Here is a 19,498-nt window from a genome sequence, read left to right as displayed (position 1 = left end):
TCGCTGACATGAAAAATAGAGTCATGTTAATCGGTTCAATTGGCGCTGGGAAATCCACACTTACAAATACTTTGCTGGGTAAACAGGTCAATGCTACGAAAACGCAAACACTTGTCTATAATGACTGGATTGTTGACACTCCAGGAGAATACACGGAAAATCCAATGTTCTATAAGAGTATTATGGCTACCGCATTAGAAGTGACGCATGTATTTTATATTCAAGATGCAACTGGGGATAAGTTAATCTTCCCTCCAGGTTTCAGTGCAGGTATTTCAAAAATACCTGTTGGCGTTATCACGAAGGTAGATCATCCGAATGCAAATGTCGAACAGGCTATTAAGCGTCTCAAGCAAGTAGTAGCAGGTGGCCCAATAATTAAGTCTTCTTCCGTTACTGGACAAGGTATACAATTGTTAAGAGACTTGGTTTTATGTTCGAATAAAAATGAAATAAACAGTTATCTTGAAAAACATGTAGAAGATCCGTCGATATGTTGGTGAAAGCCTTTACAATGGAACTGTTTTACGTTATGTTTAGTATAGAATCAATTAGAAAAGAATAGTATTTAGGCAATGGCGCCTCTTGTGAACAGAATGCAAATTCTGCTTTATAGGGGCGCTTTTCCTTTTTAAAGGTGGTGTAAGGATTTGAGAGGCTTACTATCTCATGAAGAAACGCTACTAAGTGCAGGCATAGATATTGGAACGAGTACGACAAAGTTGGTTATCAGTCGATTTACGCTGATGAACATGGCAGGTGGTATGCATGTACCAAGGATTGAAATTGTTGATAAAGAAGTTCTTTATCGCAGTCCGATTTTTCGTACGCCGCTTTTATCCCCAACAGTTATTGATTTAAAAGAAGTTGATAAGATTGTGCATACGGAATATGAAAAAGCTGGCGTATCCCCTAAAGAGATTCAGACAGGTGCAGTCATTATAACTGGTGAAACAGCTACAAAGCAGAATGCAGAAGAGATGATTCATCATTTGTCTGACACAGCTGGTGATTTTTTAGTTGCTACTGCTGGACCTGATCTTGAAGGTATTATAGCTGCAAAGGGTTCAGGTGCTTATGAGTACGCGAAAAGAACTGATAAAATGGTTGCCAATGTTGATATTGGCGGCGGTACGGCAAATATAGCTGTTTATGATGGTGCAACTCTTGCCGGTACAGCAACGCTGCATGTTGGTGGCCGATTAATCGAGTTTGAACGGGGGAAAATAAGAAGTATTTCAAAACCAATCCAACAACTTATTGATCAAAACGGATGGCATCTTTGCATCGGTGATGATAAAAGTTCTTCAACAATAAAAAAAGTTATTGAAGAAATGGTAAGTATTCTAACTAGAACTTTATCTAAAGAAACGATATCTAAAGATAAAGTACTTCTCTTAGGCCACGAACCAAATTGGGTTAGAAATGTGGAAGTTGTTTTTGTTTCAGGTGGTATATCAGAATGTATCTATAATCAAGAAGAGCAATCTGATTTAGATGCGATTTATGATGATATTGGTATGGAACTTGCTAGTGCATTGCGGCATGAAATGAACAATGAGCAATTTGAATGGCGAGTGCCAGACGAAACTGTTCGTGCAACAGTATTAGGTGCAGGTACACAAACGACAAATATTAGTGGTGCAACAATCCAAGTTGATAGCAATGACTTACCACAAAAAAACCTTCCTGTGTTTGAAATTTCGTTTGAAGACGATTTTTCAGTAGGCATGAATAAGTTAACGTTTGGTATGAAAGAAGCCGTTGAGGTCTATGATCCTGGAAGTGAAGGACAAAATTTCGTTTTATACTTGACGAATTTACCCTACCTTCGCTTTAAAGATATTCAATTAATGGCGAAAGAACTTCTGGAGGCACGCTTGTTGAAGCCTAATCCAGAGCAACCGTTAATTATTGTGTTGCAGAGTGACCATGCAAAAGTGCTTGGTCAGACATTACAAGCACAAGATGGGAAGCAAAGTATTTTATGTGTAGATCAAATAGATGTAGAGCACGGTGATTATATGGATATTGGTCAAATCATGCAGTCAGGTGTTGTTCCTGTTGTCATCAAAACACTGACCTTTCATTCATAAAGTAAGGGGGCGTGAAGAATTGAATCTTAAAACAACAATGGGTGGAGAAACCTTTCAATTTAGAGATTTAAAAGATGTTTTTGCAAAAGCCAATGAAGAAAAGTCAGGTGATCGACTGGCTGGTATTGCAGCTGAAACGGTTCAAGAACGAATAGCCGCGAAAACTGTACTTAGTGACATTACACTTTCAGAAATTCGAAACAATCCTTTCCTTGATCCAGATAAAGATGAAGTTTCGTTCATTATTGAAAATGATATAAATGAGCCTATTTATAACAGTATGAAAAACTGGTCTGTTGCGGAGCTACGGGAATTTATTTTAGATGACCGCAATGGCGACAGGGAATTGAAAAGAATTAGTAATGGTTTGACAAGTGAAATGATTGCGGCAACAACGAAATTAATGTCGAATCTTGATCTTGTCCATGCGGCTGCGAAAATTGAGATTCTATCCACTTGTAATATTACGATTGGTCAAAGGGGAACATTGCCATCAAGACTCCAGCCTAATCATCCAACAGACAATATTGAAGGTATGTTAGCTTCATTAAAAGACGGACTGTCTTATGGTATGGGTGATGCGGTTATTGGAATTAACCCCGTGGACGATTCGGTGGAAAGCGTTAAAAGGCTACTAGAAGCTAGCCATGACTTTATACAGACATGGGAAATACCGACACAAAACTGTGTACTTGCACATGTAACGACGCAGATGAAAGCAATTGAAAAAGGTGCTCCGGCAGATATGATATTCCAAAGTATTGCGGGAACCGAAAAAGCGAATCGTTCATTCGGTATTAGTGCTTCACTTATTCAAGATGCTACAGATATGGCGAAAACTTATTGTACAAGTGCAGGTCCAGAACGAATGTATTTTGAAACTGGACAGGGTTCTGAATTATCAGCAGAAGCACATTATGGAATGGACCAATTAACATTGGAATCAAGAAACTATGGCTTCGCAAAACATTATAATCCGTATATTGTAAATACCGTGGTAGGCTTTATTGGACCAGAATATTTATATGATAGTAAACAAGTAATTCGTGCCGGACTTGAAGATCATTTCATGGGTAAAATGCATCGCATACCGATGGGTGTCGATATTTGTTATACAAACCATATAAAAGCAGATCAAAATGATATCGAGAATCTTGGTGTTTTATTGACGGCAGCTGGAGTGAACTTTATCATTGCCACACCTATGGGTGACGACTGTATGTTGAATTATCAGTCGATGAGCTATCATGATGTTGCCACTTTAAGACATACACTTGGTAAGCCACCCGCTCCGGAATTTGCAGCATGGCTTGAGAAAATGGGGATTTTTGAAAATGGTCGACTAAGTGCTCGCGCTGGAGATCCGACAATTTTCACAAGATAGGAGGCTTTCATATTGAACGAACAATTAATTGCGTCAATTACGAAACTTGTCGTTGAACGTTTGAATATGGAAAAACAAAACGAAAAACCAGAAGTTAAGTTGAGAGATAGTGAAGCCGTTGGGAAACCAATTATTGAACAGAGTAATAAACTATCTGCCGACTCTTTAATTACAATTAAGCCACTCGTTTCAAATAAAAAGAACGAGAATAACGCAAATGTAAATAAAATTAAAAACAATGATACTAAAAAAGATGATATGGCTGCTAAAAAAGAGCAGCAACTTGAAGAAATGCGTAAAAAGACACCTTCTAGAATTGCCGTGGGACGAACAGGTTTAGGAAGTAGACCGAAAACAGCCACTTGGCTTAAATTTCGCTATGACCATGCAGCTGCTGTAGATGCTGTATACGGTGAAGTTGATCCTTCTATATTGGAAAACTTGGATATCTTTTCAGTAGAATCTAAAGTTAAAGATAAGGAAGAATACATTCGGCGTCCGGATCTTGGGCGTAAGCTTTCGGATGAATCGAAAAAAACTATTTTAGAACGGTGTGAAATGTCACCTACTGTTCAAATTGTTATTTCAAATGGATTAAGTGCTAGTGCGATTGAGACGAATATTGAAGATGTCTATTTGTCATTAAAACAATCACTGAACAACTTGAATATTCCTATTGGAACAACTTTTTATGTTGATAAAGGTAGAGTAGCCTTAATGGACGAAATAGGCGATGTCTTAACACCAGATGTTGTAATTATCCTCATTGGTGAGCGTCCAGGTCTTGTAAGCGCAGATTCATTGAGTGCTTACTTATGCTATAAACCAAGATCGGGAGCTATTGAAGCAGATCGAATGGTTATTTCAAATATTCACAAAGGCGGCATACCACCTGTAGAAGCGGGTGCATATTTAGGAACGGTTATTCAAAAAGTATTGAAGTATCAAGCAAGTGGTGTAAAACTTGTGGATAAAGAAGAATAACGTATCTCCTGGTTAAGGAACTAAAGTAGAAAGGATGTGGTTTACTTTATGCATCTGCCTAAAGTTAAAGCAGAATTATTAGCTGTGAAAATTATACCGAATGTTGATGCAGGTTTGGCTAAGAAATATAATTTGAATAGTGAACAGCGTAGTATTGGAATGTTTACACTTAATATAGATGATATTGGCTATACGGCTCTAGACGAAGCGACGAAGTATGCTGATGTAAAAGTAGTCTATGCAAAGTCATTCTATGGAGGTTCCGGCAATCCGTCCGGTCCGTTATCTGGTGAATTTATCGGTGTAATTGCAGGTCCTACACCTGAGCAAGTGCGAAGTGGCCTTGAAGCAGTCGAAACGATGGTTGAATCAGGTGCCCATTTTGAGTCATTAAATGAGGATGCGAGCCATGTGTTATATGCGCATGTTGTATCCCGGACAGGCAGTTATTTATCTGAACTTGCAGGTGTGACAGAGGGAGATGCACTCGCTTATCTAATTGCTCCTCCGCTTGAGTCTATATATGGTCTAGACGCTGCGTTAAAGGCGGCAAATGTAGATATCAAAGTGTTATTTGAACCACCTTCAGAAACCAATTTTGGTGGAGGTTTATTAACAGGCAGTCAATCTGCATGTCAGGCAGCTGCTGATGCATTTAGGGAAGCTATCATAGAACTAACTCAAAATCCTTTGCGTTACTAATTAAACTAGAATTCTTCAACTGAATTCAGCAGAAGTCTTCTACTTCTATAAGTGGTGAGATGAAAGCGAACATTTTTTCTGTCAGTTAGGTTCAACCCCGGCTAAATTAAGTTAAAGCCTCCGGCGGATGTCACAGATTTTTAGGGGAGTTTTTCGAGTAAACTCGAAAAAATCTGGACGCAATTATGCCAAGGCGAAATTGAATAGGAGCGTGATAATATGTCTGTAATCGCTGATAAAGACTTACTAGCCCTTCAAGAAATGCGGGATGCGGTAAGAAAAGCGAAAGACGCACAACTTCAATATATGTCTTTCTCACAAGAACAAGTAGATAAGATTGTAAAGGCAGTTGCTGATGCAGCATATGCCAAATCTTATGATCTTGCTGTTTTGGCAGTTGAAGAAACAGGAATGGGCGTTATTGAGCATAAAAAGATTAAAAATGATGTTGGCTCTAGAGATGTTTATGAATCAATTAAAGACCTGAAAACAGTAGGTGTTATTTCTGAAGATAAAGAAAAAGGCTTAGTGGAAATCGCAGCACCATTTGGCGTTGTAGCAGCAATTATTCCAACAACAAATCCAACATCTACTGCTTTCTTTAAAACGTTGATTGCACTTAAAACAAGAAATGCTATCGTTGTTAGTCCACATCCTTATGCGGTGAAGTGTACAATTGAAGCCTTGAAAGTATGTGAAAAAGCGGCATTGGATGCAGGTGCACCTGAAGGATTGATTGGTTGGTTATCCTTGGCGTCAATGGAAGCTACACAAGCATTAATGACTCATAAAGATACAAATTTAATTCTTGCAACAGGTGGTGGAGCTCTTGTAAAAGCTGCCTATAGTTCAGGTAAACCTGCTTATGGGGTTGGTCCAGGTAACGTTCCTGTATACGTAGAGAAGACTGCAAAAGTAGAAAAAGCTATATCGATGATTGTAGATAGTAAGTCGTTTGACTATGGTACAATTTGTGCAACGGAACAGGCCATGGTCGTTGACAAAAACATTTTTTCAATGGTTATTCGTGAATTGAAAAATAATGGCGCATACATCTTAAATGCCGAAGAAAAGAAACGAATGGAGAAAGTTATTTCTCCAGTACCAGGAAAAGTGAATCCTAAAATTGTTGGTAGAAGTCCTGCACTTATTGCTGAGCTTGCAGGAATTGAAATAGATGATTCTATTCGGATCTTCGTTGCTGAAGAAACTGAGATTGGCAAAGAAATTCCGTTTTCACTAGAGAAACTCTCGCCTATATTTGCTTTGTATCAGGCAGAAGATACACCACATGCCAAAGAGCTGTGCAGCAGGTTACTTGATTTAGGAGGTCGTGGTCACAGCTTGTCAATCCATACAGAGGATGACAAAGTGGCAAGAGAATTTTCACTCGACTTACCGGTATCTAGAATACTAGTCAACACACTGTCGTCAATTGGAGCAGTTGGTGGTACGACCGCATTAGCGCCATCTCTGACGCTTGGTTGTGGAACATTTGGTGGAAATATAACATCAGATAATATTACAGCGAAGCATCTGCTTAATATTAAACGTATGGCATATGGTATTAAAGAGGTGACGATACCTAAAAAAGGGTCAACACCGACTCCAGCTAATAACACATCAAAAGAAGATGATACTGGTAAAATCGTGAAAAGTGTCATTGAGTCGATGGGGAATAGCGGAGAAATAAATGTAGAAGAAGTATCAAAATTGGTTTCACAAGTACTAAAACAATATAAAAACTAATTATTAGGAGGAATATATTATGTCTAGAGAAATGACTGCACTAGGAATGATTGAAACAAAAGGTTTGGTAGGTTCTATTGAAGCGGCAGATGCAATGGTGAAAGCGGCAAGTGTTAATTTGGTAGGAAAAGTTCACGTTGGTGGCGGAATCGTAACAGTATTAGTGCGCGGTGATGTTGGAGCTGTAAAAGCAGCAACAGAAGCAGGCGCAGCAGCAGCAGCACGTGTAGGAGAACTAATTTCAGTTCACGTAATCCCACGTCCACATAATGAAATTGAATTGATTCTTCCACAACTATCAGATAATAATTAAGACAGCTTTGTTAAATAGTTTATGAATACAAAAGACCTCTAAGATTTGCCAAAGTTAAAAAAATACTTAATTATTCTTTAGGCTTAAACGGCAAACGAATTACTACGTAAGGAAAGCGGGGTAAACCTTAATGGATACACAGTGGATTCAATCAATTGTGGAAGAAGTGCTTCAGCAAATTAATGAAAAAGGTTCGACGTTGAAGCCGTCCGAGGTTCCCATCGCAGTATCAGCCCGTCATGTTCATTTATCTGAACATGACCTTGCTGTTTTATTCGGTCCTTCACATACATTAACGAAGTTGAAGGAACTGTCACAGCCGAATCAATTTGCGGCGGAAGAAACAGTGACGGTGGCAGGACCAAAAGGCTCTATTAGTAAAGTAAGAGTGCTCGGACCAGCTAGAAAATTGACCCAAGTGGAAGTAAGCCAAACAGATGCTTTTGCAATTGGACTTAAACCTCCACTTCGTCAATCCGGAGATATTGTGGGATCATCGGCCGTTACAATCATTGGACCGAAAGGTAGTTTATACTTGGAGGAAGGGCTAATTATTGCCCAATCCCATATTCATATGTCACCAGATGATGCTGAACGGTTTGGAATTATTAACGGACAATATGTTCAAGTGAAAGCTGAAACAGAACGCCCAATTACTTTTGATAAGGTTTTAGTTCGAGTTTCACCCTCGTACAGGTTGGAAATGCATATCGATACGGATGAAGCAAACGCTGGTTTTATAAAGACTGGTCAACCAGGGAAGCTGATTATAGAAGGTCAACCGGTTGCACCTAGCTTAGCGACACCCGAAATACCTGTATCAAAAGTTGTAAGTAGTTTATTTGAAGGTAAATTGCTTACTCAGCTAGATGTAGAGAATAGCACGTCTTCAGTTATACGCGTTCGTAAATCGACGATTATTACGCCTTTGGCTAAAGATAAAAGTAGAGATTTAGGTAAGAAAATAGAAATGATTGACGAATAAGGCGGTGATGTTATGCAACTAGGTAAAGTAACTGGCAACGTATGGGCAACTAGAAAAGAAGATGGGCTAACTGGCTTAACCTTATTATTTGTTCAACCGATATATCCTGATGGAACGGAGATTAATTCTCCAATCATCGCTGCAGATCGAATCGGCGCAGGTATGGGAGACAGGGTCATTGTTACTGAAGGTAGTTCAGCACGCTTCATAGCGCCTGATAACTCAATACCAATAGACGCTGTCATCATCGGTATTGTCGATTCGACGGAAGTCTAGTCAGTTAGAAAGGGTGAGACAGATGGTGAGAGCAGTAGGAATGATTGAAACTCGTGGATTAATAGGGTCGATTGCAGCGGCGGATGCAATGTTGAAAGCTGCGAACGTAGAGCTTATTAATCAAGAGAAAATAGATGGTGCACTCGTTACGGTCTTCGTAGAAGGAGATGTGGGTGCAGTTCAAGCTGCAGTAGATGCAGGAAAGTTGGCCGCTGCAAGAGTGGGGGAGCTAATTTCGGCTCACGTTATACCCCGTGCAGATGGTGAGACTTATAGTATGATTAAAAAGTCAATAAAGCCAGCAATCAAAAAGGCTCCGGTAAAAGAAGTTGCAAAAGTAATCGCTAAAAAAGATAAAAAATCAATGTAAAACAAAAGAAGAAAAGAGGTACAAAATGACATTTACTCGACCTAAAATTGCAGTCATCGGTGCTGGTTTTACCGGTGCAACGACTGCTTTAATGTTAGCTCAAAAAGAGCTAGGTGACATCATACTCCTCGATATACCTGAACAAGAGAATCCGACTAAAGGGAAGGCGCTAGATTTATTAGAGGCTGGACCTGTACAACGATTTAATTCTAAAATCGAAGGCACTTCTAATTACGAAGATATTGCTGGTGCAGATATGGTTATTATCACTGCTGGAATTGCTCGGAAACCGGGAATGAGCCGTGATGATTTAGTTTCAACTAATGCTGGGATTATGCGTGCAATTTCAGAAAAGGTAGCCCACTATGCACCTGATAGCTATATTCTCGTTTTGAGCAATCCAGTCGATGCAATGACATATGTTTGTTATAAAACAACAAAGTTTCCAAAGAATCGTGTAATTGGTCAATCAGGCGTTCTTGATACGGCAAGATTTAATACTTTTGTTGCGAAAGAACTAAATATTTCGGTTGAGGACGTTTCTGGATTTGTATTAGGTGGACACGGCGATGAGATGGTTCCGCTTATCCGTTATTCCTATGCAGGTGGAATTCCGTTGGAAAGACTTATTCCAGCGGAGCGACTTGAGGCCATTGTTGAACGCACAAGAAAAGGCGGCGGAGAGATTGTCAACTTACTTGGCAACGGCAGTGCATACTATGCTCCGGCTGCGTCTCTAGTGGAAATGGCTGAAGCGATTATCCGAGACAAAAAACGTATTCTCCCTTCAATTGCTTATTTAGAAGGAGAATATGGATATAATGATTTGTACTTAGGTGTACCAACAATTCTTGGTGGAAATGGCATTGAAAGTATTATTGAATTGCCACTAACGACCGAGGAAAAAGCAGCACTCGATCATTCTGTAGAAACTGTCCAGGACGTTATGAAGTTGCTATGATTCAACAAAAGGCCATCTAACATAAATTGTTAGATGGTTTTTTTATTTTAATTTAGAATAAACAATTTCAATCTCTAAATAATTGTAATTGATTCTCAAACAGCTCCTTGTTATTTTATCTCCATTAAGACTCCTCTCTTTCCACATACACGCTACTCATGTAAAATATATAACGTTGATAAAAAAATAAGGCTACACCAAAATTACTGCTTCAACTTAAGTTGATTTTTTATTACTAGTATAAATCCAATAAGATTTTTGGGGATGAAGTGTTATCTTGGCATCCCATAATGAGAGGAATTGAATTTAAAGATGAACGAAAACTTTTGGCGTGATTTACCACGACCATTTTTTATATTAGCCCCGATGGAAGATGTAACAAATGTTGTTTTTCGCCATGTAGTGAGTGCAGCAGCGAAGCCGGATGTGTTTTTTACAGAGTTTACGAACACGGAAAGTTATTGTCATCCTGAAGGGATCTATAGTTTGCGCGGGCGCTTGGCATTTACAGAAGATGAACAACCTATCGTTGCACATATTTGGGGAGACAAGCCCGATCACTTTAGGGAAATGAGTATTGGTATGGCGGAAATGGGGTTTAAAGGTGTGGACATCAATATGGGCTGCCCTGTGCCTAACGTAGCGTCGAAAGGAAAAGGAAGTGGTCTAATTCGTTTCCCTGAAACTGCGGCAGCAATCATACAAGCTGCAAAAGCAGGGGGATTGCCTATTAGTGTGAAGACAAGACTTGGTTACACAGACGTAGACGAGTGGCGCGGCTGGTTGACACATATATTTGAGCAAGACATCGCAAATCTATCCATTCATCTGCGTACTAGAAAAGAAATGAGCAACGGAGAAGCGCATTGGGAGCTAATTCCAGAAATTAAGAAGCTCCGTGATGAAATAGCACCCGATACATTGTTAACGATAAATGGGGATATTCTTGATCGTCAAAAAGGTTTGGAGCTCGCCGAAAAATACGGTGTTGATGGGGTAATGATTGGACGGGGTGTCTTTAAAAATCCATTTGCCTTTGAAGTAGAGCAGAGAGAACATAGCAGTAAGGAATTGCTTGATCTTTTACGATTACATCTAGACCTCCATGATAAATATTCAACTGAATTAGAGCCACTTCCATTCAAACCACTTCTTCGCTTTTTCAAGATTTATGTACGTGAGTTCCCTGGGGCTGGAGAATTAAGAAATCAATTGATGAATGCGAAGTCAACAATTGAAGTACGGGACTTGCTAAATAACTTTGAGGGATAGTAGTTGATGGTACGGGGTGACGGTCGAATCGTTAAATTCTCAACACTTGAATACTTTTTCAGCATTCACAATTTAATCGTGGTCATTAATTGTGCCTTGTTAAACAACATCGCCTATTAAGTTCTATCCAATGCTAAATTGGTTTTTGAGTCTCATTTACTTCCACCCCGATATCTTTTCTCATGAAAAAAATGTCCACACAACATTGAATTTTAACGTTGTGTGGACATTTTATATAGTTTTTCAAATCTAAAAATTTACTCGCGTTTCTGAGTTGCTTTCATTTTATCTTTTGCTGAAACGAGTGGGATTTCTCTTAAAAATAACGCTGCGATTACGCCTGCCAACATGATGAATGCAGCGGTAAGGAAAGTAGTCGTCAGTGCATCACTAAAGACATTTTTGACATTGCTAACGATTTGCTCTGCCATTGGCAATAAATCTGCAGGTAGTTGTTCAATAATTTGGTCTAATTTCGGCTTATCCAATAGTTGTAGTAAGTAATACTGCAATCGCCAACCCTTTATATTTCCCGGTTTTGGTCTTAAATGTCCATTTGTCAAAGGTATCCGGCTTGGCTATCTTGGAATATTTTTGCAAAAAGTAATAAAGAAGAATGGTGTAGGAAAATACGAAATCGTTAATTTAAAGTATTACTTTACAAAAGAATCAAAAAAAAGGCAGTGGAATTTAAATTGTTATGTTCTTTATTGAATTTGTTTAAATATGAAAAGTAATAGAAGGAAATGCTGACTTCTTTAACGAATGTACTATAGAAGCAGGTATTTACAAATAGAATGGAGGACGTGTCATGATATATAAAATAGAACGTATACAGAACCTTGGGGAATTAGATGTAGAAAGAATGGTAAAAGAAAGTGAACAGGGCGGATATCGATTCCTTACTAGGCTAGTTGAAGATTATAAGGAAGGAATAAATACTTTTAATAAACCGGGCGAAGCTTTGTTTGGTGTTAAAGACGAAACCGGGCGTACGGTAGCTATTGGTGGCATCAACGTTTCTCCTTTTAGTGAAAACCAAAAAGTAGGCCGACTACAAAGACTTTATGTAAAAGATGATGCACGAAGATATGGAGTTGGATCACTCCTTCTACATGTAATATCTGAACATGCGAAAGAGTATTTTAGTTCTCTTTCAGTCCGAACGGAATCATCTATTGCAGATGAGTTTTACCGTGCTAATGGTTTTGAATTTGATGATTCAGAGGCAGAAACAACGCACGTCAAAGTACTGACTGCATGAAAAGAGATGAAAGTTAGACCTAATGATTATTTTATATGAGATAATCGTCCAGAGAGTTAAAAATTGCTAAGTCAATTATGGAAGTAAGTATCGATTTGTTAAATTAGATGGTTAATTTATATTAATTTGTTAAAAACATGAAAGCCACCTAGAGGGCTTTCTTTTTTTACATCAGATACCTTCTTAATATAATGATATTGTGTAACAGAAGTAAATAGACTGCTAAACCAAGTATTCAACTATTTAAAAGTGAGGTGTAATGGATAGCGATGGAAAGGATGAGAATCAGATAACTTATATATTAAAGAAGTCTTGACAGCTCGGAAAAAAATCGTAAAATTATTAAAAATACCCCATTCCAATATACACAATCATTTTGGGACGCATGACAAATAGTCTCCTATTATGTTTTATAAAACCAAATAGGAGACTATATTGTTTGCTATATGATGCTTTGGGAAGCCACTGAAAAATCTATTATTGATAACGGTTTTCTGCATTCCCAAACTGCTGTTTTCTGTTCAAATAGGACGCTTTCTGCAAGAGAAGAATACAGTCCATTCATTTTTCGGACAGTATCATAATTAGTGGTCAATTTCTTTATCAAATCTAAAAATGGACTTCATTTTATTGTATGAAAAATATACTAAAAATAAAGTGGTGTCCCGATGGTTTTGAAACGTCAAATTGTCGCTCTAATCAATTTTACAAACATTTATAAAGTTAAAAGACGTATGTTTTTGGGTGGCTTCAAATCACGTGAGAGACTTTTCACGTTATACTTCTGTAGAACCCTTAATTGGCTTCGGATTTTTAATAGCAAATGATACTAGAAGTCCTAAAACAGCAATATATCCTGCCACCAGGAAAGCTACATTGACTCCGTGAATGGCACCTGAAACCGTGCCGTCATCAATCGTATGTGTAATTGTGATAGCGACTAGAACTGCAGTTCCAATTGCACCTGAAATCTGACGGAACGTATTGTTCATAGCGGTACCGTGAGAAATTAATTGATTTGGCAACTGATTCAGACCAAGCGTTGTAGATGGCATCATTACCATGGCGATGCCGAACATCCGAACCGCGTTCAAGGCTGCTAAATATGTGAAAGTCGTTTCTTCAGATAAGTTTGTAAACATGAATGTTGTCACTGTAAGGATGACAAATCCAGTGCGCAACAGCCACTTTGCTCCAAACTTATCGAATAGTGTACCTGTTATTGGGTTCATGATACCCATTATGATGGCGCCGGGCAAAAGCATTAGTCCGGAATGTAAGGCGCTGAATCCAAGAAGGGTCTGCATGAAGATGGGTAAAATCACAGTTGTTGCAATCATCGAAGCGAATACGATCATACCGAGTGTTGTTGCAAGCGTGAACACTTTGTTTTTGAAAACCCGGAACTCGAGAATTGGCTCATCCAACTTCAATTGTCGCCGAATGAATAAATAAAGTGAAACAGCTCCGACTATAATGGCTATGCCAACGTTCACATGAAACCATCCCGTGTTACCGGCGATACTGAAGCCGTAAAGGAGTCCGCCAAATCCAAGCGTGGAAAGAACAATGGATAAGAAATCCATTTTAGGATTAGTTAATTCCGTCACGTTTTTTAGCAATAAGGAGGCTGCAATTATAATTACTAAAGCAATTGGCAAAACAACATAAAAGACGCTTCTCCATGCAAAGTGATCCACGAGATAACCCGATAAGGTGGGTCCAATTGCCGGTGCAAATGCAATGACAAGACCAAACATACCCATCGCTTTCCCTCGTTGTTCAATGGGGAAGAGGAGGAACAAAATTGTTTGTAGTAGTGGCATCATAATCCCTGCGCCTGCTCCTTGAAAAACCCGTCCGAGTAACAAGATGGAGAAATTAGGAGAAACTGCTGCGATAAATGTTCCAATTGCGAATATACTCATTGCTGTAATAAATAACTTCCGCGTTGTATATTTTCCGATTAAAAATGCCGTAATTGGAATCATGATTCCGTTAACGAGCATGAAGATGGATTGGAGCCACTGGACGGTACTTTCCGAAACTTTTAAGTCCTTCATGATTGGCGGCAAGGCTGTGGCGAGAAGGGTTTGATTCAGTATTGTAATAAACGCACCGGATAGTAAAACAGCCATTAATGGGATATTTTTTTTAAGTTCAAAAGTTTGTAAGTGTACCACGAATAATTTATCACCTCTTTTTAGTTAATCATTCCTATAATAAATCAGTACTTAATTTAAACTAGACATGTTTCATAAGTTTGTGGTTAATTTACTATAAAAAATTTATTGATTATTTGAGTGCGGTTTTTTGATTACATAAATTGGAAAGTGAAGCATAGTAATAATAGATGTCGTAATTGAATTATCGAATAGCTAAACAATATTATTAATTGTCATAAATGTATGATGCACAATCACGGTAAAATCATGCACATATATGCCAAAATTGAATGATAGACAACAAACTTTTTCATTTTTCAAAGTGTCTGAGGAGAATTACAATAGGAAATGTGTACATACCATTTTAAAATATAAAATTGGGAAATGGTCATTCTTTAAAAAAGCAGTCTATTACGATCGGGATGGTATTATTATTGAGGTGCTTACTGACCGAGTGAAGTATGTAAATCTTCTAGATAAACTGTATTTTTTAACTGGCGTTACGGAATCGATTCACCAAATGAATAAAGTATTCGACTATGTGTTTGTTGTTACGCATCAATGCGGTGTTGGTTTAGGTTTAGTAAAAGAATCAGAGTTACAGGTGATACATGTCTATATGCTGGACAAGATCCGAAAAGAAGGCTATAAAGTTTTCAATATTGGGATGTCACCGCTATCAAATGTCGGTCAGTCCAAGTATTCCTTCTTAAGTGAAAAAGTCGCAGCGCAAATATTTTTACACGGCCAATACTTTTATCATTTCAAGGGACTTAAAAACTTCAAATTAAAGTATGCGGATTTTTGGAAATCAAAGTATTTAGCGTACCGAAAAAAGTCTTCGTTAACGTTTACAATGGCGCAAATCACGCTGTTAATTAGAAAAAGAAGGCGATAACCTGTATAGCAGCAAGCTTGTAATTACTTTAGCTAGCAGTTTATAATGTGTTCCGTGACAACTCTAGATGAAAGAAGTATGATGAATGAGGATTGTACGTTTGTTTGGAAAAAAGTTTGAAAGTAAGCAACGTTATGACAATAATTCAAAACATAATCAGTTTCATATTGCATATTGATAAACATTTGGTTGAAATCATACAAAGTTTTGGTTTATGGTCATATGCAATTTTATTTTTAATCGTGTTTGTTGAGACGGGTCTCGTTATTTTCCCTTTCTTACCAGGGGACTCTCTGCTATTTGCAAGTGGGGCTCTTGCGGCGATGGGTGCATTTAACATTGTCATTCTACTCATCATCTTCTTTTCTGCGGCTGTTATCGGCGACACGGTAAAATATCATTTTGGTAAGAAAGTTGGGTATACAATTTCACCCGGAAGTTTTTTGGGAAGATTTATTAATCAAGAAAAAATGGATAAAGCTGAGGACTTCTTTAATCGGCATGGTGGGAAAACAATATTGATTGCTCGTTTTATGCCGTTTATTCGCACGTTTGTACCATTTGTAGCAGATGCCAGCAGGATGAACTATCGTTATTTCCTGATTTATAATGTTTTGGGTGCTGCGATATGGGTAGGAATATTTACAATTGCAGGCTACTTTTTCGGTAATATTGATATTGTCAAAAACAATTTTTCAACTGTCCTTTTATTAATTATTTTTGTATCTGTCCTGCCAGCTATTATCAGTATTATACAGGGGCGTTTAAAGAAAAAGTAAATGGCTAGATTTCAGGGATACTAGCCCTTCTGCTAATCTACTAAAAGAGCATCAACCAAATTAATGGTCGATGCTTTTTAGATTTTCAAATATTATAATCGAGATGACGCTTAGTGTATTTATATAGAAAACATGTATTTGTTGACATATAATTGTCTACCCCCTAAACTAAAGCTATTGGTTGAGGGGGTAGACGATTATGAAAGAAAAATTATTGGAAGCAGTCGAGTTATTTGAAGAAGTAATGATCTACGGTACAGAACATGTTATCAAAAATATGGATAATCCTATTTGGAAAGAATACTCACCTGAGCAAATCCAAGTACTAAAAATTCTATCTTCATACGGGGAACTGTCGAATGGGAAACTTGCTGAAATTCAGGGCGTACATAAAAGTGCTATATCGAGTCGCTTAAAAAAGTTAGAAGAAAAAGGACTTATCCTATCTGAGCGTGATAAAAATGACCAGCGTACCAAAATAAGTAAACTTACTACAGAAGGAATTGATGTCTTACAAGCCTCAAATCAGGCAGTTTTTGAGAATATTGAAACCCTAATTATGGGTCGTATTGCCGAGGATGAACTAGAAGCATTTGTTAAGACGTTCCAAAAGCTTAAAGAAATTTTGCAAATGAAGGAGATGTAATTTATGAGAACTATATTAAAATTTAGATGGCCTATCTTCATCGGCCTGCTTGCACTAACTATTGCTTTGTTCGTTCTAGCACCAAATTTAGCAAAACAAGCGGAAGATGCTGGTAGTGTACAATTGCCGCCTACCTCAGATTCACAAAAAGCTGCAAATATGCTTAAGAAAGCTGGAGCCTCTGAAGATATGATTTCACTCGTCTATTCTTTGGAAAAACCAGTTGATGCTAAAACTAAACAAGAAATTCAAGCAGTTGTAAATAAGTTAGAAGCATTGGGTCAGCCAGTTAAATCAATACTTAACCCGTTTGAGAGCGCTGAAATGGAAGCACAACTGGTGTCAAAAGATCAATTGACGGTGCTTGTTCCCATTACTGTTGATGGATCATTTGACGAAATTATTGCCCTCGCAGATAAGATTCATGACGAAATTATACCGAAAGATCAGACAGTCTATTTAACAGGGGAAGCCATTATTAGTAATGACGTGAACCAAAGCGCACAAGATGGATTAAAGAAGACTGAAATGATTACTGTTGTGCTAATTTTTGGTTTGCTATTGATTGTTTTTCGATCAATCGTCACGCCGTTCGTTCCACTTCTTGCAGTTGGAATTTCATATCTACTAAGTCAATCGCTCGTAGCATTTTTCATTGATTGGTTTGGTTTTCCTGTTTCAAATTACACACAAATATTCTTAGTAGCCATCCTTTTCGGACTTGGAACGGATTATTGCATACTATTATTAAGTCGATATAAAGAAGAGCTTCTTGCGGGTCATGAAGTAGAAGATGCGATTATCAACACGTATAAAACAGCTGGTCGCACGCTTTTTATTAGTGGACTCGCGGTATTTATTGGTTTTGCGGCAATAGGATTTGCAGATTTCCCTATCTTTAAATCTGCGGTGGCCGTAGCAGTTGGGATAGCTGTACTGCTTATTGTACTATTTACGATTGTTCCGTTATTTATGCTTCTATTAAGAGATAAATTATTCTGGCCTTCAAAACAGGCTATCGCACATAAAGATAGTAAATTGTGGATTGGTTTTAGTAAAATCTCAGTCCAAAGACCGCTCACAGCGATGTTGATCGTATTAGCAATAACGTTACCTCTTCTTTTGTCATACGATAATGATTTGTCGTTTAATACAATTGATGAAATTGATGCTAGTAAAGAATCTGTAATAGGGCTTAATGCGATTTCAGAAGGGTTTGGAGAAGGAGATTCTTTACCAGTTCAAGTATTATTGAAAAAAGATACATCTATTGTTAATGAAACAGATGTAACTTATTTAGAAGAAATAAGTAGGAATCTTGAGAAGGTTGAAGGTGTGAAAACGGTTCGAACGATTACACGACCAACTGGTGAAATAATTGAAGACTTGTATGTCGATTATCAACTTGGATTAATGGGAGACGGCGGTAGCGATGCTGTTAGTGGAGTTGGAGAAGTTCAAAAAGGGCTTGCAGAAGTTCAAGGTGGATTAGAACAAGTAACCGGCATGTTTAGTAATCCTTCAATGGTAGAATTAGGTAGCGAAGGAGTTCAACAAGCTGCAGAAGGTATCGGTCAACTGGCTGGAGGCGTAGATGCTTCTAATAAAGGACTTGATGAAATTGGTTCAGGTTTGGAAGTATTATCTACAACTTTAAAAGAAATGAGTGAGTCGGAAAGTGTGCGCGCTACCGGATTGTTCATTCCGTCAGGAACATTTGAAAACGAAGAATTCAAACCTGTAATTGATAGATATACTTTTGGAGACAAGTCAGGGGTATTACTTGAAGTTATTTTGGATGAAGATCCTTATTCACCTGAAGCGATTCAAATAGTACAGGATATTAAAGATAGTGTAAATCGGTCTGTAATCGGAACACCGTATTCTGATGCTGAACTTGCATTTAGTGGCGTTTCAAGTATGAATTTAGATTTGAATGATATTTCATCAAAAGACTTTACGCGTACAGTTACAATTATGCTAATTAGTTTGTTTGTAGTCTTGACAGTTTTATTCCGGTCTGCAATCATGCCGTTATATATGATAGGTTCGCTGTTACTCACTTACTATTCATCTATCGCTATAACTGAGCTTATTTTTGTTAACTGGTTAGGGTATGATGGAATTAGTTGGGCAGTGCCATTCTTTGGATTTATCATGTTGATTGCGCTAGGCGTTGATTATTCTATATTCCTACTTGACCGCTTCCGCGAAGAAAGTATTAAAGGATTGACTATTGGCGATGCGCTTACAACTGCCATGGCGAAAATGGGAACAGTTATTATTACCGCGTCGATTATACTTGCTGGTACGTTTGGGGCGATGATGCCTTCTGGTGTATTAAGTCTTGCACAAATTGCAACTATTGTTATCACAGGTTTACTTTTGTACGGACTCATTATTCTCCCGTTACTAATACCAGCGATAACTGTATCATTTGGCAGAGGTGTATGGTGGCCGTTCCGAGGTAAATAAATTCTAGAAAGATTAGTATAAAAGAAAAAACAAGCTACTATCCTAGTAATTTCATTAGGTAAGTAGCTTGTTTTTATTTTAACGAAATGAAAACTGGACATTTGCAAGATATTTACTAGAAGGTATACTGAGTTATATAGCTTTGTAGTATTATGCCGTATTAAACATCGAAAACTATG

The 19,498-nt window shown here is 38.0% G+C and carries 19 protein-coding genes; 17 read left to right on the top strand and 2 right to left on the bottom strand.

What is annotated here, in order from left to right; translation table 11 throughout:
• The first annotated feature begins 8 nt into the window (after nt 1-8).
• The 12 genes from AC3RV6_RS16030 (at nt 9) to AC3RV6_RS15975 (ending at nt 11,092) form a co-directional block, all read left to right on the top strand.
• Nucleotides 9-503: a EutP/PduV family microcompartment system protein gene (locus AC3RV6_RS16030; protein WP_489746967.1), complete on the top strand. Its 495-nt coding sequence runs from the start codon at nt 9-11 to the stop codon at nt 501-503.
• A 147-nt stretch (nt 504-650) separates the two neighbouring features.
• Nucleotides 651-2,096, top strand: coding sequence for an ethanolamine ammonia-lyase reactivating factor EutA (locus AC3RV6_RS16025; protein ID WP_489746966.1), 1,446 nt, complete (start codon nt 651-653; stop codon nt 2,094-2,096).
• Nucleotides 2,097-2,115: 19 nt separating this feature from the next.
• Nucleotides 2,116-3,480, top strand: coding sequence for an ethanolamine ammonia-lyase subunit EutB (locus AC3RV6_RS16020; protein WP_489746965.1), 1,365 nt, complete (start codon nt 2,116-2,118; stop codon nt 3,478-3,480).
• 12 nt (nt 3,481-3,492) lie between these two features.
• A complete protein-coding gene (gene eutC, locus AC3RV6_RS16015) occupies nt 3,493-4,464 on the top strand; it encodes an ethanolamine ammonia-lyase subunit EutC (RefSeq protein WP_489746964.1) in 972 nt (323 codons plus the stop codon).
• A 48-nt stretch (nt 4,465-4,512) separates the two neighbouring features.
• Nucleotides 4,513-5,166: an ethanolamine utilization microcompartment protein EutL gene (eutL, locus tag AC3RV6_RS16010; protein WP_489746963.1), complete on the top strand. Its 654-nt coding sequence runs from the start codon at nt 4,513-4,515 to the stop codon at nt 5,164-5,166.
• A 219-nt stretch (nt 5,167-5,385) separates the two neighbouring features.
• On the top strand, nt 5,386-6,915 hold the full coding sequence (locus tag AC3RV6_RS16005; protein ID WP_489746962.1) for an aldehyde dehydrogenase family protein: 1,530 nt from the start codon (nt 5,386-5,388) through the stop codon (nt 6,913-6,915).
• A 19-nt stretch (nt 6,916-6,934) separates the two neighbouring features.
• Nucleotides 6,935-7,228 carry a BMC domain-containing protein gene (locus tag AC3RV6_RS16000; RefSeq protein WP_489746961.1) on the top strand — a complete coding sequence of 98 codons (294 nt, stop codon included), beginning with the start codon at nt 6,935-6,937 and terminating at the stop codon, nt 7,226-7,228.
• Nucleotides 7,229-7,358: 130 nt separating this feature from the next.
• On the top strand, nt 7,359-8,213 hold the full coding sequence (gene pduL / locus AC3RV6_RS15995) for a phosphate propanoyltransferase (RefSeq protein ID WP_489746960.1): 855 nt from the start codon (nt 7,359-7,361) through the stop codon (nt 8,211-8,213).
• A 12-nt stretch (nt 8,214-8,225) separates the two neighbouring features.
• The gene (locus AC3RV6_RS15990; RefSeq protein WP_489746959.1) at nt 8,226-8,489 is read left to right on the top strand and encodes a EutN/CcmL family microcompartment protein; all 264 of its coding nucleotides are present in this window, start codon (nt 8,226-8,228) and stop codon (nt 8,487-8,489) included.
• A 22-nt stretch (nt 8,490-8,511) separates the two neighbouring features.
• The gene (locus AC3RV6_RS15985; RefSeq protein WP_489746958.1) at nt 8,512-8,859 is read left to right on the top strand and encodes a BMC domain-containing protein; all 348 of its coding nucleotides are present in this window, start codon (nt 8,512-8,514) and stop codon (nt 8,857-8,859) included.
• A 25-nt stretch (nt 8,860-8,884) separates the two neighbouring features.
• A complete protein-coding gene (gene mdh / locus AC3RV6_RS15980) occupies nt 8,885-9,820 on the top strand; it encodes a malate dehydrogenase (protein WP_489746957.1) in 936 nt (311 codons plus the stop codon).
• Between the two features lie 312 nt (nt 9,821-10,132).
• Complete coding sequence (locus AC3RV6_RS15975; protein WP_489746956.1) at nt 10,133-11,092, top strand: tRNA dihydrouridine synthase; 960 nt, start codon at nt 10,133-10,135, stop codon at nt 11,090-11,092.
• Nucleotides 11,093-11,349: 257 nt separating this feature from the next.
• Here AC3RV6_RS15975 and AC3RV6_RS15970 read toward each other — a convergent pair whose 3' ends face one another.
• Entirely contained in the window at nt 11,350-11,655 is a 306-nt protein-coding gene (locus tag AC3RV6_RS15970) for a hypothetical protein (protein WP_489746955.1), read from the bottom strand.
• A gap of 248 nt (nt 11,656-11,903) precedes the next feature.
• Between AC3RV6_RS15970 and AC3RV6_RS15965 the strand changes: the two genes are divergently transcribed.
• Entirely contained in the window at nt 11,904-12,356 is a 453-nt protein-coding gene (locus AC3RV6_RS15965; protein WP_489746954.1) for a GNAT family N-acetyltransferase, read from the top strand.
• A 776-nt stretch (nt 12,357-13,132) separates the two neighbouring features.
• On the opposite strand, the gene AC3RV6_RS15960 is transcribed toward AC3RV6_RS15965, so the two are convergent.
• Nucleotides 13,133-14,494, bottom strand: a complete 1,362-nt coding sequence (locus tag AC3RV6_RS15960) for an MDR family MFS transporter (RefSeq protein WP_489749288.1) — start codon at nt 14,492-14,494, stop codon at nt 13,133-13,135.
• 304 nt (nt 14,495-14,798) lie between these two features.
• Here AC3RV6_RS15960 and AC3RV6_RS15955 point away from each other — a divergent pair, with 304 nt between their 5' ends.
• From AC3RV6_RS15955 to AC3RV6_RS15940, 4 genes are all read left to right on the top strand, one after another.
• Nucleotides 14,799-15,419, top strand: coding sequence for a phosphatidylglycerol lysyltransferase domain-containing protein (locus tag AC3RV6_RS15955; protein WP_489746953.1), 621 nt, complete (start codon nt 14,799-14,801; stop codon nt 15,417-15,419).
• 134 nt (nt 15,420-15,553) lie between these two features.
• Nucleotides 15,554-16,198: a VTT domain-containing protein gene (locus tag AC3RV6_RS15950; RefSeq protein ID WP_489746952.1), complete on the top strand. Its 645-nt coding sequence runs from the start codon at nt 15,554-15,556 to the stop codon at nt 16,196-16,198.
• A 199-nt stretch (nt 16,199-16,397) separates the two neighbouring features.
• Nucleotides 16,398-16,844: a MarR family winged helix-turn-helix transcriptional regulator gene (locus AC3RV6_RS15945; protein WP_489746951.1), complete on the top strand. Its 447-nt coding sequence runs from the start codon at nt 16,398-16,400 to the stop codon at nt 16,842-16,844.
• Between the two features lie 3 nt (nt 16,845-16,847).
• The gene (locus AC3RV6_RS15940; protein ID WP_489746950.1) at nt 16,848-19,319 is read left to right on the top strand and encodes an MMPL family transporter; all 2,472 of its coding nucleotides are present in this window, start codon (nt 16,848-16,850) and stop codon (nt 19,317-19,319) included.
• The last annotated feature ends 179 nt before the right edge of the window (nt 19,320-19,498 follow it).

Source organism: Sporosarcina sp. So3-204, from assembly GCF_058068165.1.
This window is presented reverse-complemented; position numbering and strand designations above follow the sequence as displayed.